The organism is Streptomyces sp. NPDC016459 (assembly GCF_040632845.1).
Taxonomy (GTDB): Bacteria; Actinomycetota; Actinomycetes; order Streptomycetales; family Streptomycetaceae; genus Streptomyces.
Window position 1 is genome coordinate 45,498 of record NZ_JBEYCR010000022.1, and the last position, 14,846, is coordinate 60,343.

Below are 14,846 nucleotides of genomic sequence, written 5' to 3' on the forward strand. Positions count from 1 at the left end.
TGGGAGGGTTGGAGGGTGGCTGGGGCAGGCGTTGCCGGCGTCCGCGTCCGCGTCCGGGCCGCGGTCAGCCCCCGGCGGCGGCCGGGGCGGGCGCGAGCGGGGCCGGCGGTTGGGTGAAGTAGGCGGCCCTGCGCCGGTAGCGGGTCCACAGGGCGGCGGGTATGCCGAGGGCGATGACGGTGAACGGCAGGACGGTGAGGAAGCGCCCGTTGTCGGCGTCGAAGGCCAGGTGGTCCACCGAGTTCCACTGCTGGTGGGCCACGAGGCCGCCGAGGAGCAGCAGCGCGATGCCGCCGAGCAGGGGCAGCAGGCCCACGACGAGCGTGTCCCGTATCCGGCCCCTCAGTTCGTGGCGGAAGGTGACGACGCAGGCGATGCCGCCGACCCCGTACATCAGCGAGACCAGGATGCCGACGGAGTTGACGACGGCGACGACCACTTCGGACAGCGACCCTGCGGCCAGCCCCGCGAGCGACACCCCGACGGCGAGGGCCGCGATGCGCACGGTGGAGGTGGCCGGCGTGCCCCAGGCGGGATGCAGCCGGGTCCAGCTCGGGCCGAGGACCCCGTCGCGGCCCATGGCGAGCGTGAGCCGGGCCCCCGCGATGACGCTCGACTGCATGCAGGCGACGGTGGCGAAGAGCATCGCGGCGAGGGCGGCGGTCGCGCCGGCGGTGCCGTAGAAGGTGCGTGCCAGTTCGGTGACGCCGGACAGCGGGTCCGCGAGCTGTTCGGGCGTGAGGGCGTGCAGGAAGCCGGTGGCCGAGAAGAGGAAGAACCCGGTGGTGACGAGGATCGCGATGATTCCGGCCCGGCCCGGCGAGCGGGCCGACGTCGACTCCTCGACCACGGAGAAGGCGCTCTCCCAGCCCCAGAACATGTACGCCGCCATCACGGTCGCTCCCAGCAGGGTGAGCGTGTCGGGGAAGGCGAACGGCGAGAACCACGAGGCGGAGACGGGGGCCGCGTCACCCCGGGCGAAGGCGGTGGCCACGAGGACGGTGACCACGACCGCGGAGACGCCGAGCAGCACGCTCTGCACCGCGGTGGCGCCCCGCACCCCCCGCAGCGCGCTCCCGACGATCAGGCCGCTCCACACCAGGCCGGTGGCGGTGACCGCGAGGGCGTTGTCCGGGGAGACGGCCGTGACACCTGCCTCCGCGAGCAGTCCGAGGGTGAACTGTCCGGTGAGCTGGCCCGCGTACGACAGGAACAGGATGTTGGTCGCGACCGAGGTCCATCCGGTGAGGTAGCCGGTCCAGGGGCCGAGCGCCCGCCGCACCCAGACGTACGCCGTCCCGCAGTTGGGATCGCGGGCGGCGAGCCGAGCGTAGCCCCCGGAGACGGCCAGGATCGGCAGGGCCGCGAGCAGGAAGGCGGCGGGCATCGCGGTGCCGGCGAGCGCGGCGAGGAAGGCGAGGCCGATGCCGACGCTGACGGTGGGGCTGATGTTGGCCAGCGCGATGACCACCCCGTGCCGGGTGCTGAGGGTCTTGCGGAACGCGGCGACGGGCGGTGACGCCTCGCCGGGGGCGGGGCTTGCGTGGTCCATGAGCAGCACTCCTCGGTTCGGGGTGCCCCGCAGACAACCGCTCGCCGCACCATTTTGTCAACGGTGTGGGTAAAAAGATTTCACGCCGCCCGGCGGGGCTTGCGGAGGCGCGGCCCGGCCTGGTCTGATCACCCCATGGCAGTACGAGGCAGAGGCCGTCCCCCCAAGGTCGAGCTGGACCTGCGGATCATCGTGGACGCCGCGCTCGCGCTGACCGACGACGAGGGCGCGGCGGCGCTCAGCGTGCGGCGGCTCGCCGCCCGACTGGGCGTCGACCCCTCCGCGCTGTACCGGCACGTCAGGGACAAGGACGAACTCCATCTGGCCCTGGCCGACCGCCTGTTCGAGGAAACGCTGACGGGGTTCGAACCCTCGGAGAGCTGGCGCGAGACGCTGCGCGACCTCGCGCTGCGCACGCGCGACACGGCGCTGCGCCACCCCGGCGCGGCGGTCGTGGCCACCTACCGCACCACCCGGCGCCCTGCCGAGATGCGGATCGTGGAGCACATCCTGGCCGCCTTCGGCCGGGCCGGCTGCTCCCCCGCGCTGGCCGCCGTACTGCACCGGGTCTACGGGGACTTCTCCCTGGCCTGGGCCGGGATGGACGCGGCGTTCGAGACGCTCGACGGGGCGGCCCGCACGGGCGACGAGCAGGCATGGATCCGCGACTACCCCGCGGCCGACCCAGTCGCCTACCCCGCGATCGCACGGAGTGCGGCCCACATGGCACGGCTGGACGGGACCACGGTGTTCCTCGCCGCGCTGGAAACCCTCCTGGACGGGCTCGCGGCGCGGATCGCGGCGGAGGCCTCAGGCCGGCGCCCGGACGTGCCCGGCGCACCGGCGGATCAAACGCCGGCCACACAGCCGCCCCCCTAGTCGCGACCGGCACCGGGACGTCTGGGTGGAAGCGGTGGTTGCGCCACGCGCCATCCTGGGCGTGTAGAGCCGCGCGTACGGGCCCAGCATGGGCGGCTACAGCCTCCCCGGCGGACGACACCACATCCCCCGCCCCGCTGCTCGCCGGCAGTTCCGGTGCGGCACTCGCCCTTGCGGGCGGAGTGGCTGTGATCCTCCGACTGCGCCGACGCGCAAGCAAGGGCGCGGCCTGCGCGGGATGGACGGCAAGGCGCCCACCGACGACGAGATCGGCAAGGGATTCGAAGCCGGCAAGGACCATGTCATCCGGTTCACCGATGAGGACCTCGCAGGGACGCCGCTGCCGACCGCGAAGGCGATCGAGACCGTGGCCTTCATCCCGGCCGATCAGGTCGGCCCGGTGCAGTACGAAGTCGGCTAGGGCGGGGCGAAAGCGGGTAGGCGGGAGCAGAACAACGCCACGACAGACCTTGGAAAGTGATCCACCATGACCGACGACGCCTACCTCTTCCTCGCCGACACCGTCCCCGGCTCGGGCTTGCTGGGCACGCCCGTCTCCCTCACCGGAGAGCTGGAATGCCTGCAGACACCGGCCGTACGGGCCTGGCTCGACGCCCACCAGACCGACGCTACCTCGCCGGCGCTGCGCATCGTGCCGCCCGAGCAGACCGGGATGATCCCCGACGGAGCCGAGCGCCTGCCGGTCCCGCTGAGCGGGGAGGAGCTGGAACGGGTGCGCCGGGCCGGCGACACCGATCCGGTGGCGGTCGTCGAGCAGGAGCTGCTGTCCTACCGTGACAGCGAAGAGGGCCGCGACGCCCTGCTGCACAAGGCCCTCGCCGCAGGCGTACCGGCACACCGCATCGTGGAACTGTCCGGAGTGGACCCCACAACCCTGCCCACCGCACCCCGCGCCTGACCGATCCCGTTCCTGAACGGCCCCACCAGCGCCTCCTCCGGGCGCACGGGCCCGCTCGATGTCCTCGAGCGTAACGGGCCCCTGTGTCGCTCTCACCACGCATCCGGACAGTCCACACATTGCCCTTCGGCACAGGACGCCGCCTTGTCGGTGCCGGATGACATCCTCCGGCCATGAGGAGCGAATCTTTCAACTGGCACGAGTTCCTGGGACGGTGGCAGGAGGAGTGGGTCGCGCGTTCGGACGCGGACGAGGACGGCGAGCAGACCCTCGTCCGCCCGGGCCTGCCCGGGGCGGGCGAGGCGGCGATCGCCGCGGCCGAGGAGCGGCTGGGGCGGCGGTTGCCGCCCTCGTACCGGGGGTTCCTGGCCGCGAGCGACGGGTGGCACGTCGACCAGACGGCCGCGATCCACCGGCTCGGGGGCGCCTCGGACATCGACTGGTTTCGAGATCCGTACGACATGACCTCGTTGTACGAGCCGGATCCGGGCGTCGACCCGAGCCAGGAGGAGGTCCTGCTGGCCGGAATGTGGCGGCGGGCACTGCGCCTCGAGACGGACTCCGACATGTCGCACGCCCTTCTCGACCCGGGCGACAGCGACCAGGACGGCGAGTGGGCGCTCTACGTCTACAAGGGCTGGAGCGGTGAAGTGCCGGACCGCCACCCCTCGTTCCGCGCGTACATGGAGGCCATGTACCGCGGCTTCCACGCCGACCGGGCGGCGCAACCCGACTTCGTGAACGCGACCACGCGCGCCCGGGACGCCCACGTCGACGAGGCGCGCCTGCTGGCCCTGCGTGGACGGTACGAGGAAGCCCTGCCCCTGCTGGAAGAGGCATTCGCCTTCGGGAGGCCGCGCAGCGCCGTCCTGCTGAACCAGCTCAGGCAGCTGCTCGCTCCGAGCCGCTCCCAGGGCTACGGCCACCTGGTGGCGGACCCGCTGTACCTGCCGGAGGTCCTGCCCCTGGAGGCCATGGAACAGGCGAACGACCGGAGGCGGTCGGGCGGGGACGAGCATTGGCTGCGGATGATGGTCGCGCGGGGGGCCGCCACGGAGGCCGCCGAGGCCGTGCTGGGCGCCGTGCGGGACGGCACCCACCAGTACGCGCCTCCCGGTCCGTGGGGCCGGGCCGTCGTGGAGGCCCGGGGGGCGGCCCGCTGGGGTGCGACCGACACCGCGTGGCAGGTGCTGCGGGACGCGCTGCCGCTGTGGGAGGCGCCGGGGCCACTGATGGTCGTCCCGCTCGGCCTGCTCGCCGATCCGGTCCTGGGGCCGCTGATCACTCCGGAGCGCGGGCGGGAGATCCTCGCGACACCGCGGGCCGGGGAGACGGGACCCGCTCCCGAGCCGGTGCCCGCTCTCGATCCGCCGGGTTTCGCCTGGCTGGCGGAGCCGTTCAGGTACGGGCAGCCGCTCGACGGCTACCGCTGCGTCTGGGTCGAGGGGGCCGATCCCGGCGACCTGCCCGCCCTGATCGGCGAGGAGGGCGCCGAGCTGAGCGCGCCAGTCGACCTGGCGAGGTCTTTCCGGCGGGCGCCCCGGCCGCACGAGCGGGAGGGCGTCGAACTCTGGGAGGACCGGGCCGTCGTCGCCGTCGGCCGCACGGCCGAAGGGTGGGCCTTCGCCTTCGACGGGCCCTCCCACCGCCACCTGCACGACCTGTTCCTGTCTCCGGCAGCGGCCGCCTCCTCGTCCGGCCGCGCGGTGGTGGTGTGGTGCGACCCGAGGCACCCGGCCCCGGACGATCCGGCGGCCTTCCATCTGTCAGTGGCCGAACATGGCGAGGAGCTCTACGCCTTCACCGTGCGGGATACGGAGATCCAGCGCTCCGGCGCGATACCGGAAGCCCTGGACCCCGCACGGCTGTTTCCCGCGGAGGGCACTGAGCTGGACAACGAACTGCGTGTGTTGGAGGCCTTGCATACCGAACTCGGGCTCTCACTCCCCCGCTTCGCGTTGACCCAAGGCAGGCTCTGTACCTTCACTACCCGATCCTGGACCCGGTCGCCACGCGCGGGCGAGGGCTTCGCCTATGTGAGCTTCGTGCGGCACCGGTCCTGAACGCGGGCGGGCCCTGACGGACTTCGTCAGCGGAGCCGCTCCGCTCACCGGCGTCGATGCGAAGCCGTTCCCGGAGCCGTCGACGTCGGCGGTCCGGTAGACGAACGACTCAGTACGCGCCGTGGGTCTCCTTGAGATGCCCGCATCTCACCCACTGGTCTCCGCCCACACCGCCGTGGTCGGGGAACTCCGTCCGGCAGGGATCGTCGCCGCCCGAACCCCTGTAGCGTCGGCACCGGCACCAGTGCGGGGTCGGCGGAGGCGGCAGTTCTCCGGAACACGCGAATTCGAGCGAGTTCCGCTCCGCCGGGCTCAGCTCCAACCCCGACTCGCTGATCATCGCCGCGGCCTTGTCCTCCGCTTCGATGAGCAGCGCAGCGGCCTCGGCCAGCATCCGCGACTGCGCGTCGGTCCTGTTGTCGTTCCGCTTCGGCTCGGACATCTGCGTCCTCCTGACTGGTCAGATCTGGGCGTGCTCGGATTCCGTGTGCTCGCAGGTCCTCGTGGGCGAACCCGTGCCGAAGTCGGGGCCGGTGAAGTCGATCCAGGTGTTGAGGCAGGGTTCTTCGCCGCCCGAGCCGCGGTAGTCGCCGCAGCCGCAGAAGTGCGGGGTCGGCGGAGGGTCCAGTTCGGCCAGGCAGGGGCGGCCGACCCAGTCGCGTTCCTCGGGGGACAGCTCTGCGCCCGAGGCGCGTACGATCTCCGCGGCCTTGCGGCGGGCTTCGACGAGCAGAGCGCCCACCTCGGCCAGGGTCCGGTTCTGGGGTTTCGTTCTGTCATTCCAGTTCACGGCTGCCGTCCTACCAGGGATCGCGGACCGATCCCGCGCGGCGCGCCCGCGCGGCTCTCCCGCCCATCCGTCAAGGGCCAAGGGGACGAACAGCAGGCGCGCCGTATCGGTTGATATGCAAGGGACCCCGGAGCCCTTGGCCGCCCCCGAGTGCGGGGCTGCCCGCAGCGTGGGCTCGAGTCGAGCGGTGATCGGCGGTAAGTGACTACTACCGCCGGTGCCACCCTGGTCCCCGGTTACCGATCCTCCTCCTCGAGCTGGGTGAAGTACTCGTCCAGGCACGCCCGCACAGCTCGCCGGTACGGTTGCCCAGGACCTTCCCCGCCCGAGCAGCCACTCCCAGCGTTCGTCGGTCTGGTGCCCCGCTGCGCCCCTTTACTCGCCCCGTACCGCGCTACCCTCGGCTGCGGGCACAGAATGCGGTGCCCGCAGCCGAGGAGCACGACGAGCAGTACAAAAGCACGTTGTCCCAAAGGAAATGATGCGCACCATGAAATACACCGTCTCCACCGAGATCGCCCTGCCGCGGGAGAAGGTGGCCCAACTGCTCGCCGACCCGGCACTCCTGCCCAAATGGCTGCGGGGCCTGGTGCTGCATGAGCCGCTGGCCGGGGAGCACGGGCAGCTCGGTACCACGTCGCGGGTCGTGATGCAGATGGGTCAGCGGAAGCTCGAGTGCACCGAGACCATCACACGCCGGGAACCGGCAGACCTACGCGTGATCCCGAAAACGAGCGTCGTTCACTTCGACCGCGAATCGTCGGCGAGGGTATGTGGAGCGCCGTGCGCGACCGGCTGACCGAAGCCGGTCCGGAGACGACGCTCTGGGAGAGCGAGAGTGAATACCGGTTCAGCGGTTTTCTCATGAAGCTGGTGGGACTTCTGATGCCCGGCGCCTTCCGTAAGCAGTCGCGACAGCACATGCAGGACTTCAAGGAGTTCGCCGAGCAGGGAAAGGACGTCCGCGAGGCGACGTAGTGATCTGTCGTACCCAGTCAGGCGCCTGACGGCGTGGCATGTTGAGCTTCCTCTGGTTCGAAGATGGCCGACGGGCCGAGTTGCGCCGGCACTGGAGATGACCGTCTCCGACGACGTCCGGGCCGGCGCTGCGGCGCGCGATACGGTGAATCCGCGGCATCGGCCCGACCGAACACCGGGCAGCCGGGACGCGGGCTAGAAACTGAGCCGTTCTGTTCGGCCAGGGCCTCGTGCAGAAGAACTTTTGCGCATGCCCCTTCCACCGGGGGAGGTCGCGCCGCCTGGCCGTTGGTACGCCTCCCCCGTGCCGCCCACCACCGGTGCCCCCCGGCCGCGGGCGGCACGATGCGTTCCCGGAGTCCTTCGGGACCGGGGCGTAGGGGACGACGGTGGCTTCGCACGGGCTGCCGGCACAGACATCGTGGCGTCGACCCCGCTCTGGTCAGCCGCCAGGCCCCAGCGGAGATCGGTCGCGGTTCACTCGGCCACGTAGCGTCAGGTGCGTTCGGGACCGACGGCATCCACGTGGCCGGGTCCTGGTCGGCCGTCCGCGCGGTCGACGCGACGAGGCTGGGGGCGCGGTTGCAGGGCCGCCCACTCATCGTCGCTGAGATCCCTCTGCAGAGCATGATCAGGCAACGAGCCGCCGCGCGAAGGGATGCAACCTTCAGCGAGCGAAGGTTCTGGTCAGCGGCCCGTAAAGGAGTTGCCCGGGCAGAGACGGGGCTACTAGCCTCACGCCAGCGCGACAGACGCGTGATCTCGGGATGAGGAGGTTGATGAATATGGCTGCCGTCGGCCGTCATCAGCATGCCCTCATCCGGTTCGTGCGATAACAGAGCGCGGCCGGTCGTTTCAACGACCAGGAGAGACACATGTCTTCCTCTTCTTCCCCCGTCCACGCCGACGTGGTCACCAAGCGCCTCGTCCTGCGGCCCTGGACCAGGAGCGAGGCCATCGCGGTCCTCGACGACACCCGGCCCTCGCACTGGGCGGACGACTTTCCCGCCGAAGGCGATCGCGTGGTCGCGGGCCTCTTCGAGCAGTACCCCGACTGGCTCGGCCCCTACGGTCACCGTCTGGTCATCGAGCGCGACAGCGGCCTGGTGGTGGGCTCCATCGGCCTGTTCTGGCCGCCCAGTGAGGGGGTCCTTGAGATCGGCTACGGCATCGTAGTCTCCCGGCGTGGCCGAGGCTATGCCCCCGAGGCCACCCGGGCCCTCGCCGACTTCGCCCTCGCCTTGCCAGATGTCCACACGGTGTCCGCCGACGTGGAAGAGTCGAACCCGGCCTCAGTCCGAGTACTGGAGAAGGCCGGCTTCCGCCGTTGGACGACCGAGGAGAACGTAGTCAAGTTCAGGATCTCGAACCCGGACCGGGATCTGCGCTGATCGCGTGGGGTCCTGGAAGCGCTGCCCTCCAGGACCCCATCGCGGCGGCGTATTCCCGGCTATCAACGTGATCGGAGAGACGGGACTAACGAGCTCGTGCCCCGCAAGGTCCTGGTGGGGAGGCGGTGTGGGCGCCGTCATGGAGGGCACCCAGGACGGGCGGGAGGATGTCGGGGTGCAGTCGACGACGTAGATCACCTCCTGCACGATGTCGTCGGGGCCGGCGCCCGCGGCGGCGAGGGCGGTGGTGAAGTTGCGAGCGCTCACGGCGGTGTGGGCTGCGTGATCCCGCCGGAGGTGTCCCCGGGCGACCTGCCCGAGGGGGGTGGATACGCCGACGGCCGGAGGTCGTGTCGATCTGACCGATGAGGCCGCGTGCGACGTGCGATCCGGGAAGGTCGGTGTGCTGAACGGTCCCGGCGCGGCTCACTTGCAGTGGGTGGGGGCGAGAGCTGCGATGAGTCTGCCCATGCGTGGCGTTGTCGTCCGGTGCGGTGCTCGCCCAGGCGATGGTCCAGCACGTCCGGGCCGTGGCCGAAGCCCATACGGCATCGGCTGGGACATCGACTCCACCTCGGTCCGAGTAACTGTCAGGACTTGTGGAGGGGAGCCGGGCCGACCCAACGGTGGTAGGCGTCTACGTCGACGTTGCTGCCGCAGACGATGGTGGCTACGTGTCGTCCGGCGAAACGGTCACGGTCTTCGAGGATCGCCGCGACGCCGAGCGCGGCCGACGGCTCGACAACGAGCCCGGCGTGGTCGAGGAGCATCCGCATACCCGCGACGATCGACGCCTCCTGGACCAGAACGGCGTCGTCGGCCACCAGGAGCAGGTCGTCCAGGACGGCCGGGATGGGACGCCGGCCGGCGACGCCGTCAGCGATCGTGTCGGTCGAGTCGGTAGTGACCACTCGTCGCATGCGCCACGAGTGTGTCATCGCCGGTGCACCCAGCGGCTGGACGCACATCACCTCGACCTGGGGCGCCAGGGCCTTCACCACATGCCCCACACCGGTGGCCAGCGCCCCACCGCCAAGGGCGATCAGGACAGCGTCGAACGACGGCTCGGTACCCACCAGTTCCAGGCCGATGGTCGCCGCGCCCTCGCAGGTCTCAATGTCCAGGCTGTCTTCGACCAACCGGATGCCGTCGTACCGCGCGATGGCCGCCGCCCGCTCGCGCGCCATCTCGTGGTCTCCGTCCACCAGCTCCAACCCGGCGTCCAACGCGCGGATGCGATCAAGCTTGGCCCGAGTCGCAAAACGGGATGCCACGACTGTGACGTCGATCCCCCGGCTGCGACCGGACCACGCAAGGGCTTGGCCGAGGTTGCCGGCGCTCGCGCACACCGCGGCTCGCGAGGCATCGTCGGCCAGCAGGCTCGCGACTACCTCGGTGCCACGGGCCTTGAAGCTGCGGACCGGGTTCGCCGTTTCCAGCTTGATGCTCACCGTGCACCCGAGGGCGGGCTCCAGCGCCTCGCAGCGGTAGAGCGGAGTGTCGAGAAAGACCGGGTCGATGACCCGGCGAGCCGCTCGGATCCGAGCAGTGTCGAGACGCGTTTCCTGCACGACACAGCAGCGTAGTGCCACGAGTGCTGGTTCCACGAGCAACTGTGATGAAGCGCGAAGCCCTGGTCCCCATCGACGAGGAAATCCATAAGCTCATCATGGTCCAGCAAAGTCCCTCACCAATGACGTCACGCTCTGGGCATCCGCATGCTCAACCGGGACGCCCCGCAGGACGTTGTGCGCCGCATCCTCGACCACGACACCGCCGAGATGCCCGCGCACTATGCGCGGCTGCATGACATCACGGTCCGTGAACACCGAGAGAAGGCCGGCAAGACCGATATCAGGGGCAGGCCATCGAACTCGGCTCCGACCACTCGCCGAGATTGCCTGGCCCAAGCAGCGGCTTCGTGCAGAAAGCGTTGGCTCTCGAGTTCGCTAGTGCACCGACTCTTTGACTCCGTTTCTCGCACAGGAGAGTTTATGCGAGGTTCCTCCGGCGCGTCACGCACCTCAGGAAGGGAGGACTTGCTAGGGGATGGCCTCTATGCGCTCCAAATGTTCCTCGCCCCACTCCCCGAGCGGTGCGAGTGCCGCGTTGAGGGAACTGCCGAACTCGGTCAGCGAGTACTCCACCTTGGGCGGGACCTGATGGTAGACCTCGCGGTGCACCAGGCCACTGGCCTCCATCTCCCGGAGTTGAAGGATCAGCATTCTTTCGCTGATACCGGGCACCGCCCGCCTCAACTCTCCGAAACGCAACGGACCGTCCTCACCGAGCGAAAACAGGATTAACCCCTTCCACTTACCGCCCATGACGGCGATGGCGGCATCGAGCCCGCAGGTATAGGTCCGCTTGGTCATCAGAACTCCTACTGACAAAAGTGTGGGTACCGAACAGAATTGTAGGTACTTGATCACATGGATGTGGGGCTTCCAGAATGGAATCGGCAGCCGCGCCGGAGGCGCTGATCGGCGATTGCGTGACTGCTCAACCATCCGACTGCTGACTGGAGTGACTCATGACCAAGGATGCCCCCACACCCGTGACCGTCGTCGGGCTGGGGTCGATGGGCCGGGCGCTGGCTGGGGCGTTCGCCGAGGCGGGGCACCCGACAACGGTGTGGAACCGCACGCCGGCCAAGGCCGCACCGTTGGTGGCCAAAGGCGCCGTCCATGCCCGGGCGGTGGAGGCCGCGGTCGAGGCGAGCCCGCTGATCATCACGTGTCTGACCACCTTCGAGGCCACTCGCTCGGCCCTGGAGCCGGCTGCGGCGGCGCTGTCCGGGCGTGCCCTCGTCACTTTGAACAGCGGTTCGCCCGCCGACGCCCGCGCCATGGCTGCATGGGCGACCGGCCGTGGCGCCCGGTTTCTGGCCGGAGCGGTCAAGAACGTGCCGGAGGCCGTGAGAGCGCCGGACACGCTGTTGTACTACAGCGGAGACAAGGCGGTGTTCGACGAGTACGAGACGACGCTGAGGTTACTCGGCGGCGACACCGTCCATCTCGGAGAGGAGACCGACCTCGCCGCCCTGTACGAGATGGCCGTGGGCGCCATGCTGCTGCCCGCGCTCGTCGGTTTCTTCCAGGGGGCCGCGGCCGTTCAGGCGCGTGGGCTGGAGGCGAGCAGTTTGGTGCGGTTCGCCGGGAAGTGGCTGGACATGATCAAGTCTCTGCTGCCGGTCTACGCCACGGAAATCGACAGAGGCGACTACACCGGTGCCGCCTCCTCCGTGAACCTCTTCCTCGCGGGCGCGGCCCACGACGCGGAACTGGCCAAGGAGACGAACGTCGACGCGACCTGGCTCGCTCCGCTGCACGACCTGGTGGAGCGGGCGGCTGCGGCGGGTCACGGCGACCACAGCATCTCGGCCCTGACCGAAGTACTCAGGAAGCCGGCGCAGAAGGCGTGATGCGACGACTGGTCCGAGGCGCATGCTCCCGCGGATCCGTCCATGGTATCGGTCACCGTCATGCCGCCTGCGACAGGCTGCGGCGGCCGCCCGGCCTCGGAGGTGTCGGTGCAGGTCGTTCGGGGAGGGAACGGCCCGTTCAAACCTCGCCCGGAAAAACGTTCAGGCTTCGATGTGATGTCAAGGGGTGTCATGAGCAAGCACGAGGTAACGGTCATTGGGCTCGGGCCGATGGGACGTGCGATGGCAAGCGCGTTCCTCGGCAAGCGCTACAGGGTCACCGTCTGGAACCGGACGGTAGACAAGGCGGACGAGCTGGTGGGTGCGGGAGCGCACCGGGCCGCCACGGTCCACGACGCGCTCGCGGCGAGCGAACTGGTGATCCTCAGCCTGACGGACGACCACGCGATGTATGCCGTCCTCGGGTCGGCCCCCGAAGCGCTGTCCGGCCGGGTCCTCGTCAATCTCAGCTCGGACACGCCCGAGAGTGCCCGCAGAGCTGCGCGGTGGGCGTCAGGACACGGTGCCCGGTACCTCACCGGAGGTGTGCAGGCTTCACCCCCGGGCATCGGGCAGCACGGGTTCTCCACCTTCTACAGCGGCCCCAAGGAGGTATTCGACGCACACCGGGAGGCGCTGGAGGTGCTTACCGGCACGGACTACCGCGGCGAGGACCCAGGACTGGCGGCGCTGTACTACCAGGTCGGGATGGACCTCTTCTGGACGATGGTGCTCGGCTGGCTGCACGCCCTCGCACTGGCGGATGCCCATGGCGTCTCGGCCGAGGAGATCCTGCCGTCTGCATCATCCGTCATTTCAGGAATGCCGGACTTCCTGGCCTTCTACACACAGCGGATCGACGCGGGTGAATACCCGGGCGACATCGAGAGGCTCGCCATGGGCGTGGCGAGCGTCGACCATGTCCTGCAGACCGCCAGGGATGCGGGCGTCGACACCTCGCTACCGACGGCGGTCCTGGAGATTTTCCGGCGAGGCACAGCAGCCGGCCATGCCGATGACAGCGCGACCAGCTTGATCGAGGTCCTGAAGAAGCCCGCCGCCTAGCCACTGCGCACCGGTCCGGCTCACGCGGGATCTCCACCGGCGCCGCGAATCCGGCTGTCTCTTGCCGGGCGCGTCCTCCTCGGCCCGTCCTCCTCAAAGGACGGGCTCAGCAGGCAGATGGTGAACAAGTACGCCCTGGAACGCACAGCACGCTGACCAGGCAAGACGGACCGTCACCGAACCGGACGCAAGATCGCTCCGCTACCGCTGATCTCCGTTCCGATAGCTTCGAGGGGCCGGAATCGACTGTTGCCGCGCCTGCACATGGGCGGCGAGCCGGAGCGGTGAGACGAAACCGGGTTGTGCCGGGAGCGATGATCGGCTTGGGTTCGTGCTCGTGACTGCCTTGAATGATCTCGTACGTCCGGACCGCTACCCGCGCTCCTCCCGCTATGACCCGGGCTGGTTGCTCAACCTCGCCATGGGGCCGAACCCCTTGTGGATGCTGGAGGACCTCGCCCAGGACCTGGATCTGCGCCCGGGGATGCGGATTCTCGACCTCGGTTCCGGCAAGGGCGCCACGTCGGTGTTCCTGGCCCGTGAGTTCGGCACCCGGGTCGTCGCGGCCGACTTGTGGATCGCCCCCGAGGATGCGGCAGCCGTCTTCGCCGACGCGGGTGTCGGTGAGCAGGTGGAGGCTGTGCGAGCGGAGGCACACACCTTGCCGTTCGAGGAGGAGAGCTTCGACGCCATCGTGAGCGTCGACGCCTTCGAGTACTTCGGTACGGCAGACAACTACCTGCCCTACCTGGTCCGGTTTCTCCGCCCTGGTGGACAACTGGCCATGGCGACTCCCGCCATGACACGGGACGTCCGTGAACTCGGGACCATCCCGTCCCACATCAAGGACGTGGTGGGCTGGGAAGCGATCGCCTGGCACACGGCGGAGTGGTGGCGCTTCCACTGGGCGATCACCGAGCTGGTGGAGGTCACGTCCGCGCGGCTACAGCACGATGCCTGGCAGGACTGGCTGTTGTGGACCCAGGCATGCGCCGAGCATCAGCCGGACGGCCAGAGCGCCGCCAAGCCGGTCATCGACATGCTCACAGCAGACGGCGGAGAGTTTCTCTCCTTTGCTCTGGTAACCGCACGCAAGAACTAGACGTTGATCACGAGCATTGTCGACGCTGGCTGGTCTTGATCATGGCGAAGACCTCCGGTGTGGTGGAGGTGTCGAGGCTCCACCACACCGCGCACTGAGGTCTTCGTGTCCCACCGTCATGCCCGGCTGACCGTTCATGGCAGGCGGATCCTGGTCGAACGTGTGCTGGCGGGCCGTCCGGTCGCGCACGTGGCCGCGGAAGGCGGACCGCCGGCAGGACCCCCCGCGGCGAGTGCAGGTAGGACGGTGAGCCTCCCTCCCGGCTGCCTTCTCCTCCACCGCGCGCCGGACCTGTGCTTGTACTCCTCATGGCGGGCCTTGGCCCCCGCGGCCTCGCGGGCATCGGCGGCGCCGCGGTGGGGGTTGCCGATCGCCACCAGGAGGGGCTGCATGTGGTCGCGGCCGAAGCCGGGAGAACCGATCCGGCCGGGCCGTGCGGGCGCAGGTTGCATCCCGGTCGCGGCGATCGGGATTCTGTCGTAGTGGTGGTGATCACCGCGCTGCCGCTATCCCCGTCGCAGGTGCCGGGGCAGCTTTCACGTGTGGGGCCTGCACAGCCTGAGGACGCCCTCTGGGGCCAATGCCTCGGGGCGCCGCCCGAACGACCCGTCCGGCGGCAGACGGCGAACCTGCGGCCCCGGCCGCGTCACGGGACGAGCTCGGCAGTCCCGAGCGCCAAGCCG

At 69.7% G+C, this 14,846-nt stretch carries 15 protein-coding genes and 1 pseudogene; 11 read left to right on the plus strand and 5 right to left on the minus strand.

Annotated elements, in window-relative coordinates:
- Positions 1–64 precede the first annotated feature (64 nt).
- Positions 65–1,552: an APC family permease gene (locus ABZ567_RS30315; RefSeq protein ID WP_360796013.1), complete on the minus strand. Its 1,488-nt coding sequence runs from the start codon at positions 1,550–1,552 to the stop codon at positions 65–67.
- 135 nt (positions 1,553–1,687) lie between these two features.
- On the opposite strand from ABZ567_RS30315, the gene ABZ567_RS30320 reads away from it, so the two are divergent.
- From ABZ567_RS30320 to ABZ567_RS30335, 4 genes are all read left to right on the plus strand, one after another.
- Entirely contained in the window at positions 1,688–2,431 is a 744-nt protein-coding gene (locus ABZ567_RS30320) for a TetR family transcriptional regulator (RefSeq protein WP_360796016.1), read from the plus strand.
- Positions 2,432–2,669: 238 nt separating this feature from the next.
- Positions 2,670–2,852, plus strand: a complete 183-nt coding sequence (locus ABZ567_RS30325) for a Ku protein (RefSeq protein ID WP_360796019.1) — start codon at positions 2,670–2,672, stop codon at positions 2,850–2,852.
- 66 nt (positions 2,853–2,918) lie between these two features.
- Positions 2,919–3,350, plus strand: a complete 432-nt coding sequence (locus tag ABZ567_RS30330; protein ID WP_360796021.1) for a DUF6003 family protein — start codon at positions 2,919–2,921, stop codon at positions 3,348–3,350.
- A gap of 173 nt (positions 3,351–3,523) precedes the next feature.
- The gene (locus tag ABZ567_RS30335; RefSeq protein ID WP_360796024.1) at positions 3,524–5,413 is read left to right on the plus strand and encodes an SMI1/KNR4 family protein; all 1,890 of its coding nucleotides are present in this window, start codon (positions 3,524–3,526) and stop codon (positions 5,411–5,413) included.
- A 109-nt stretch (positions 5,414–5,522) separates the two neighbouring features.
- Here the strand turns inward: ABZ567_RS30335 and ABZ567_RS30340 are convergent, their stop codons facing one another.
- Both ABZ567_RS30340 and ABZ567_RS30345 read right to left on the minus strand, forming a co-directional pair.
- Positions 5,523–5,855, minus strand: a complete 333-nt coding sequence (locus tag ABZ567_RS30340; protein WP_360796027.1) for a DUF6422 family protein — start codon at positions 5,853–5,855, stop codon at positions 5,523–5,525.
- Between the two features lie 18 nt (positions 5,856–5,873).
- A complete protein-coding gene (locus tag ABZ567_RS30345) occupies positions 5,874–6,203 on the minus strand; it encodes a DUF6422 family protein (protein WP_360796030.1) in 330 nt (109 codons plus the stop codon).
- Positions 6,204–6,693: 490 nt separating this feature from the next.
- On the opposite strand from ABZ567_RS30345, the gene ABZ567_RS30350 reads away from it, so the two are divergent.
- The 3 genes from ABZ567_RS30350 to ABZ567_RS30360 all read left to right on the plus strand — a co-directional run bounded on the left by ABZ567_RS30350 (position 6,694) and on the right by ABZ567_RS30360 (position 8,572).
- Positions 6,694–7,002, plus strand: coding sequence for an SRPBCC family protein (locus ABZ567_RS30350; protein WP_360796033.1), 309 nt, complete (start codon positions 6,694–6,696; stop codon positions 7,000–7,002).
- A complete protein-coding gene (locus ABZ567_RS30355; protein WP_360796036.1) occupies positions 6,987–7,181 on the plus strand; it encodes an SRPBCC family protein in 195 nt (64 codons plus the stop codon). The genes ABZ567_RS30350 and ABZ567_RS30355 overlap by 16 nt, the downstream gene beginning before the upstream one ends.
- An 875-nt stretch (positions 7,182–8,056) precedes the next feature.
- A complete protein-coding gene (locus ABZ567_RS30360; protein ID WP_360796039.1) occupies positions 8,057–8,572 on the plus strand; it encodes a GNAT family N-acetyltransferase in 516 nt (171 codons plus the stop codon).
- A gap of 590 nt (positions 8,573–9,162) precedes the next feature.
- Here ABZ567_RS30360 and ABZ567_RS30365 read toward each other — a convergent pair.
- Together ABZ567_RS30365 and ABZ567_RS30370 are read right to left on the minus strand one after the other, a co-directional pair.
- Positions 9,163–10,143 (minus strand): pyridoxal-phosphate dependent enzyme, encoded by a 981-nt coding sequence (locus tag ABZ567_RS30365; RefSeq protein ID WP_360796042.1) that lies wholly within the window; start codon positions 10,141–10,143, stop codon positions 9,163–9,165.
- 471 nt (positions 10,144–10,614) lie between these two features.
- Positions 10,615–10,947: a helix-turn-helix domain-containing protein gene (locus ABZ567_RS30370; protein ID WP_360796044.1), complete on the minus strand. Its 333-nt coding sequence runs from the start codon at positions 10,945–10,947 to the stop codon at positions 10,615–10,617.
- A 158-nt stretch (positions 10,948–11,105) separates the two neighbouring features.
- On the opposite strand from ABZ567_RS30370, the gene ABZ567_RS30375 reads away from it, so the two are divergent.
- The 4 genes and pseudogenes from ABZ567_RS30375 to ABZ567_RS30390 all read left to right on the plus strand — a co-directional run.
- Entirely contained in the window at positions 11,106–11,996 is an 891-nt protein-coding gene (locus ABZ567_RS30375; RefSeq protein ID WP_360796046.1) for an NAD(P)-binding domain-containing protein, read from the plus strand.
- A 192-nt stretch (positions 11,997–12,188) separates the two neighbouring features.
- Positions 12,189–13,061 (plus strand): NAD(P)-binding domain-containing protein, encoded by an 873-nt coding sequence (locus tag ABZ567_RS30380; RefSeq protein WP_360796049.1) that lies wholly within the window; start codon positions 12,189–12,191, stop codon positions 13,059–13,061.
- Positions 13,062–13,392: 331 nt separating this feature from the next.
- Positions 13,393–14,163: a methyltransferase domain-containing protein gene (locus tag ABZ567_RS30385; protein ID WP_360796051.1), complete on the plus strand. Its 771-nt coding sequence runs from the start codon at positions 13,393–13,395 to the stop codon at positions 14,161–14,163.
- 105 nt (positions 14,164–14,268) lie between these two features.
- A pseudogene (locus tag ABZ567_RS30390) lies at positions 14,269–14,364 on the plus strand (leucine zipper domain-containing protein); the annotation flags it as partial.
- Positions 14,365–14,846 lie beyond the last annotated feature (482 nt).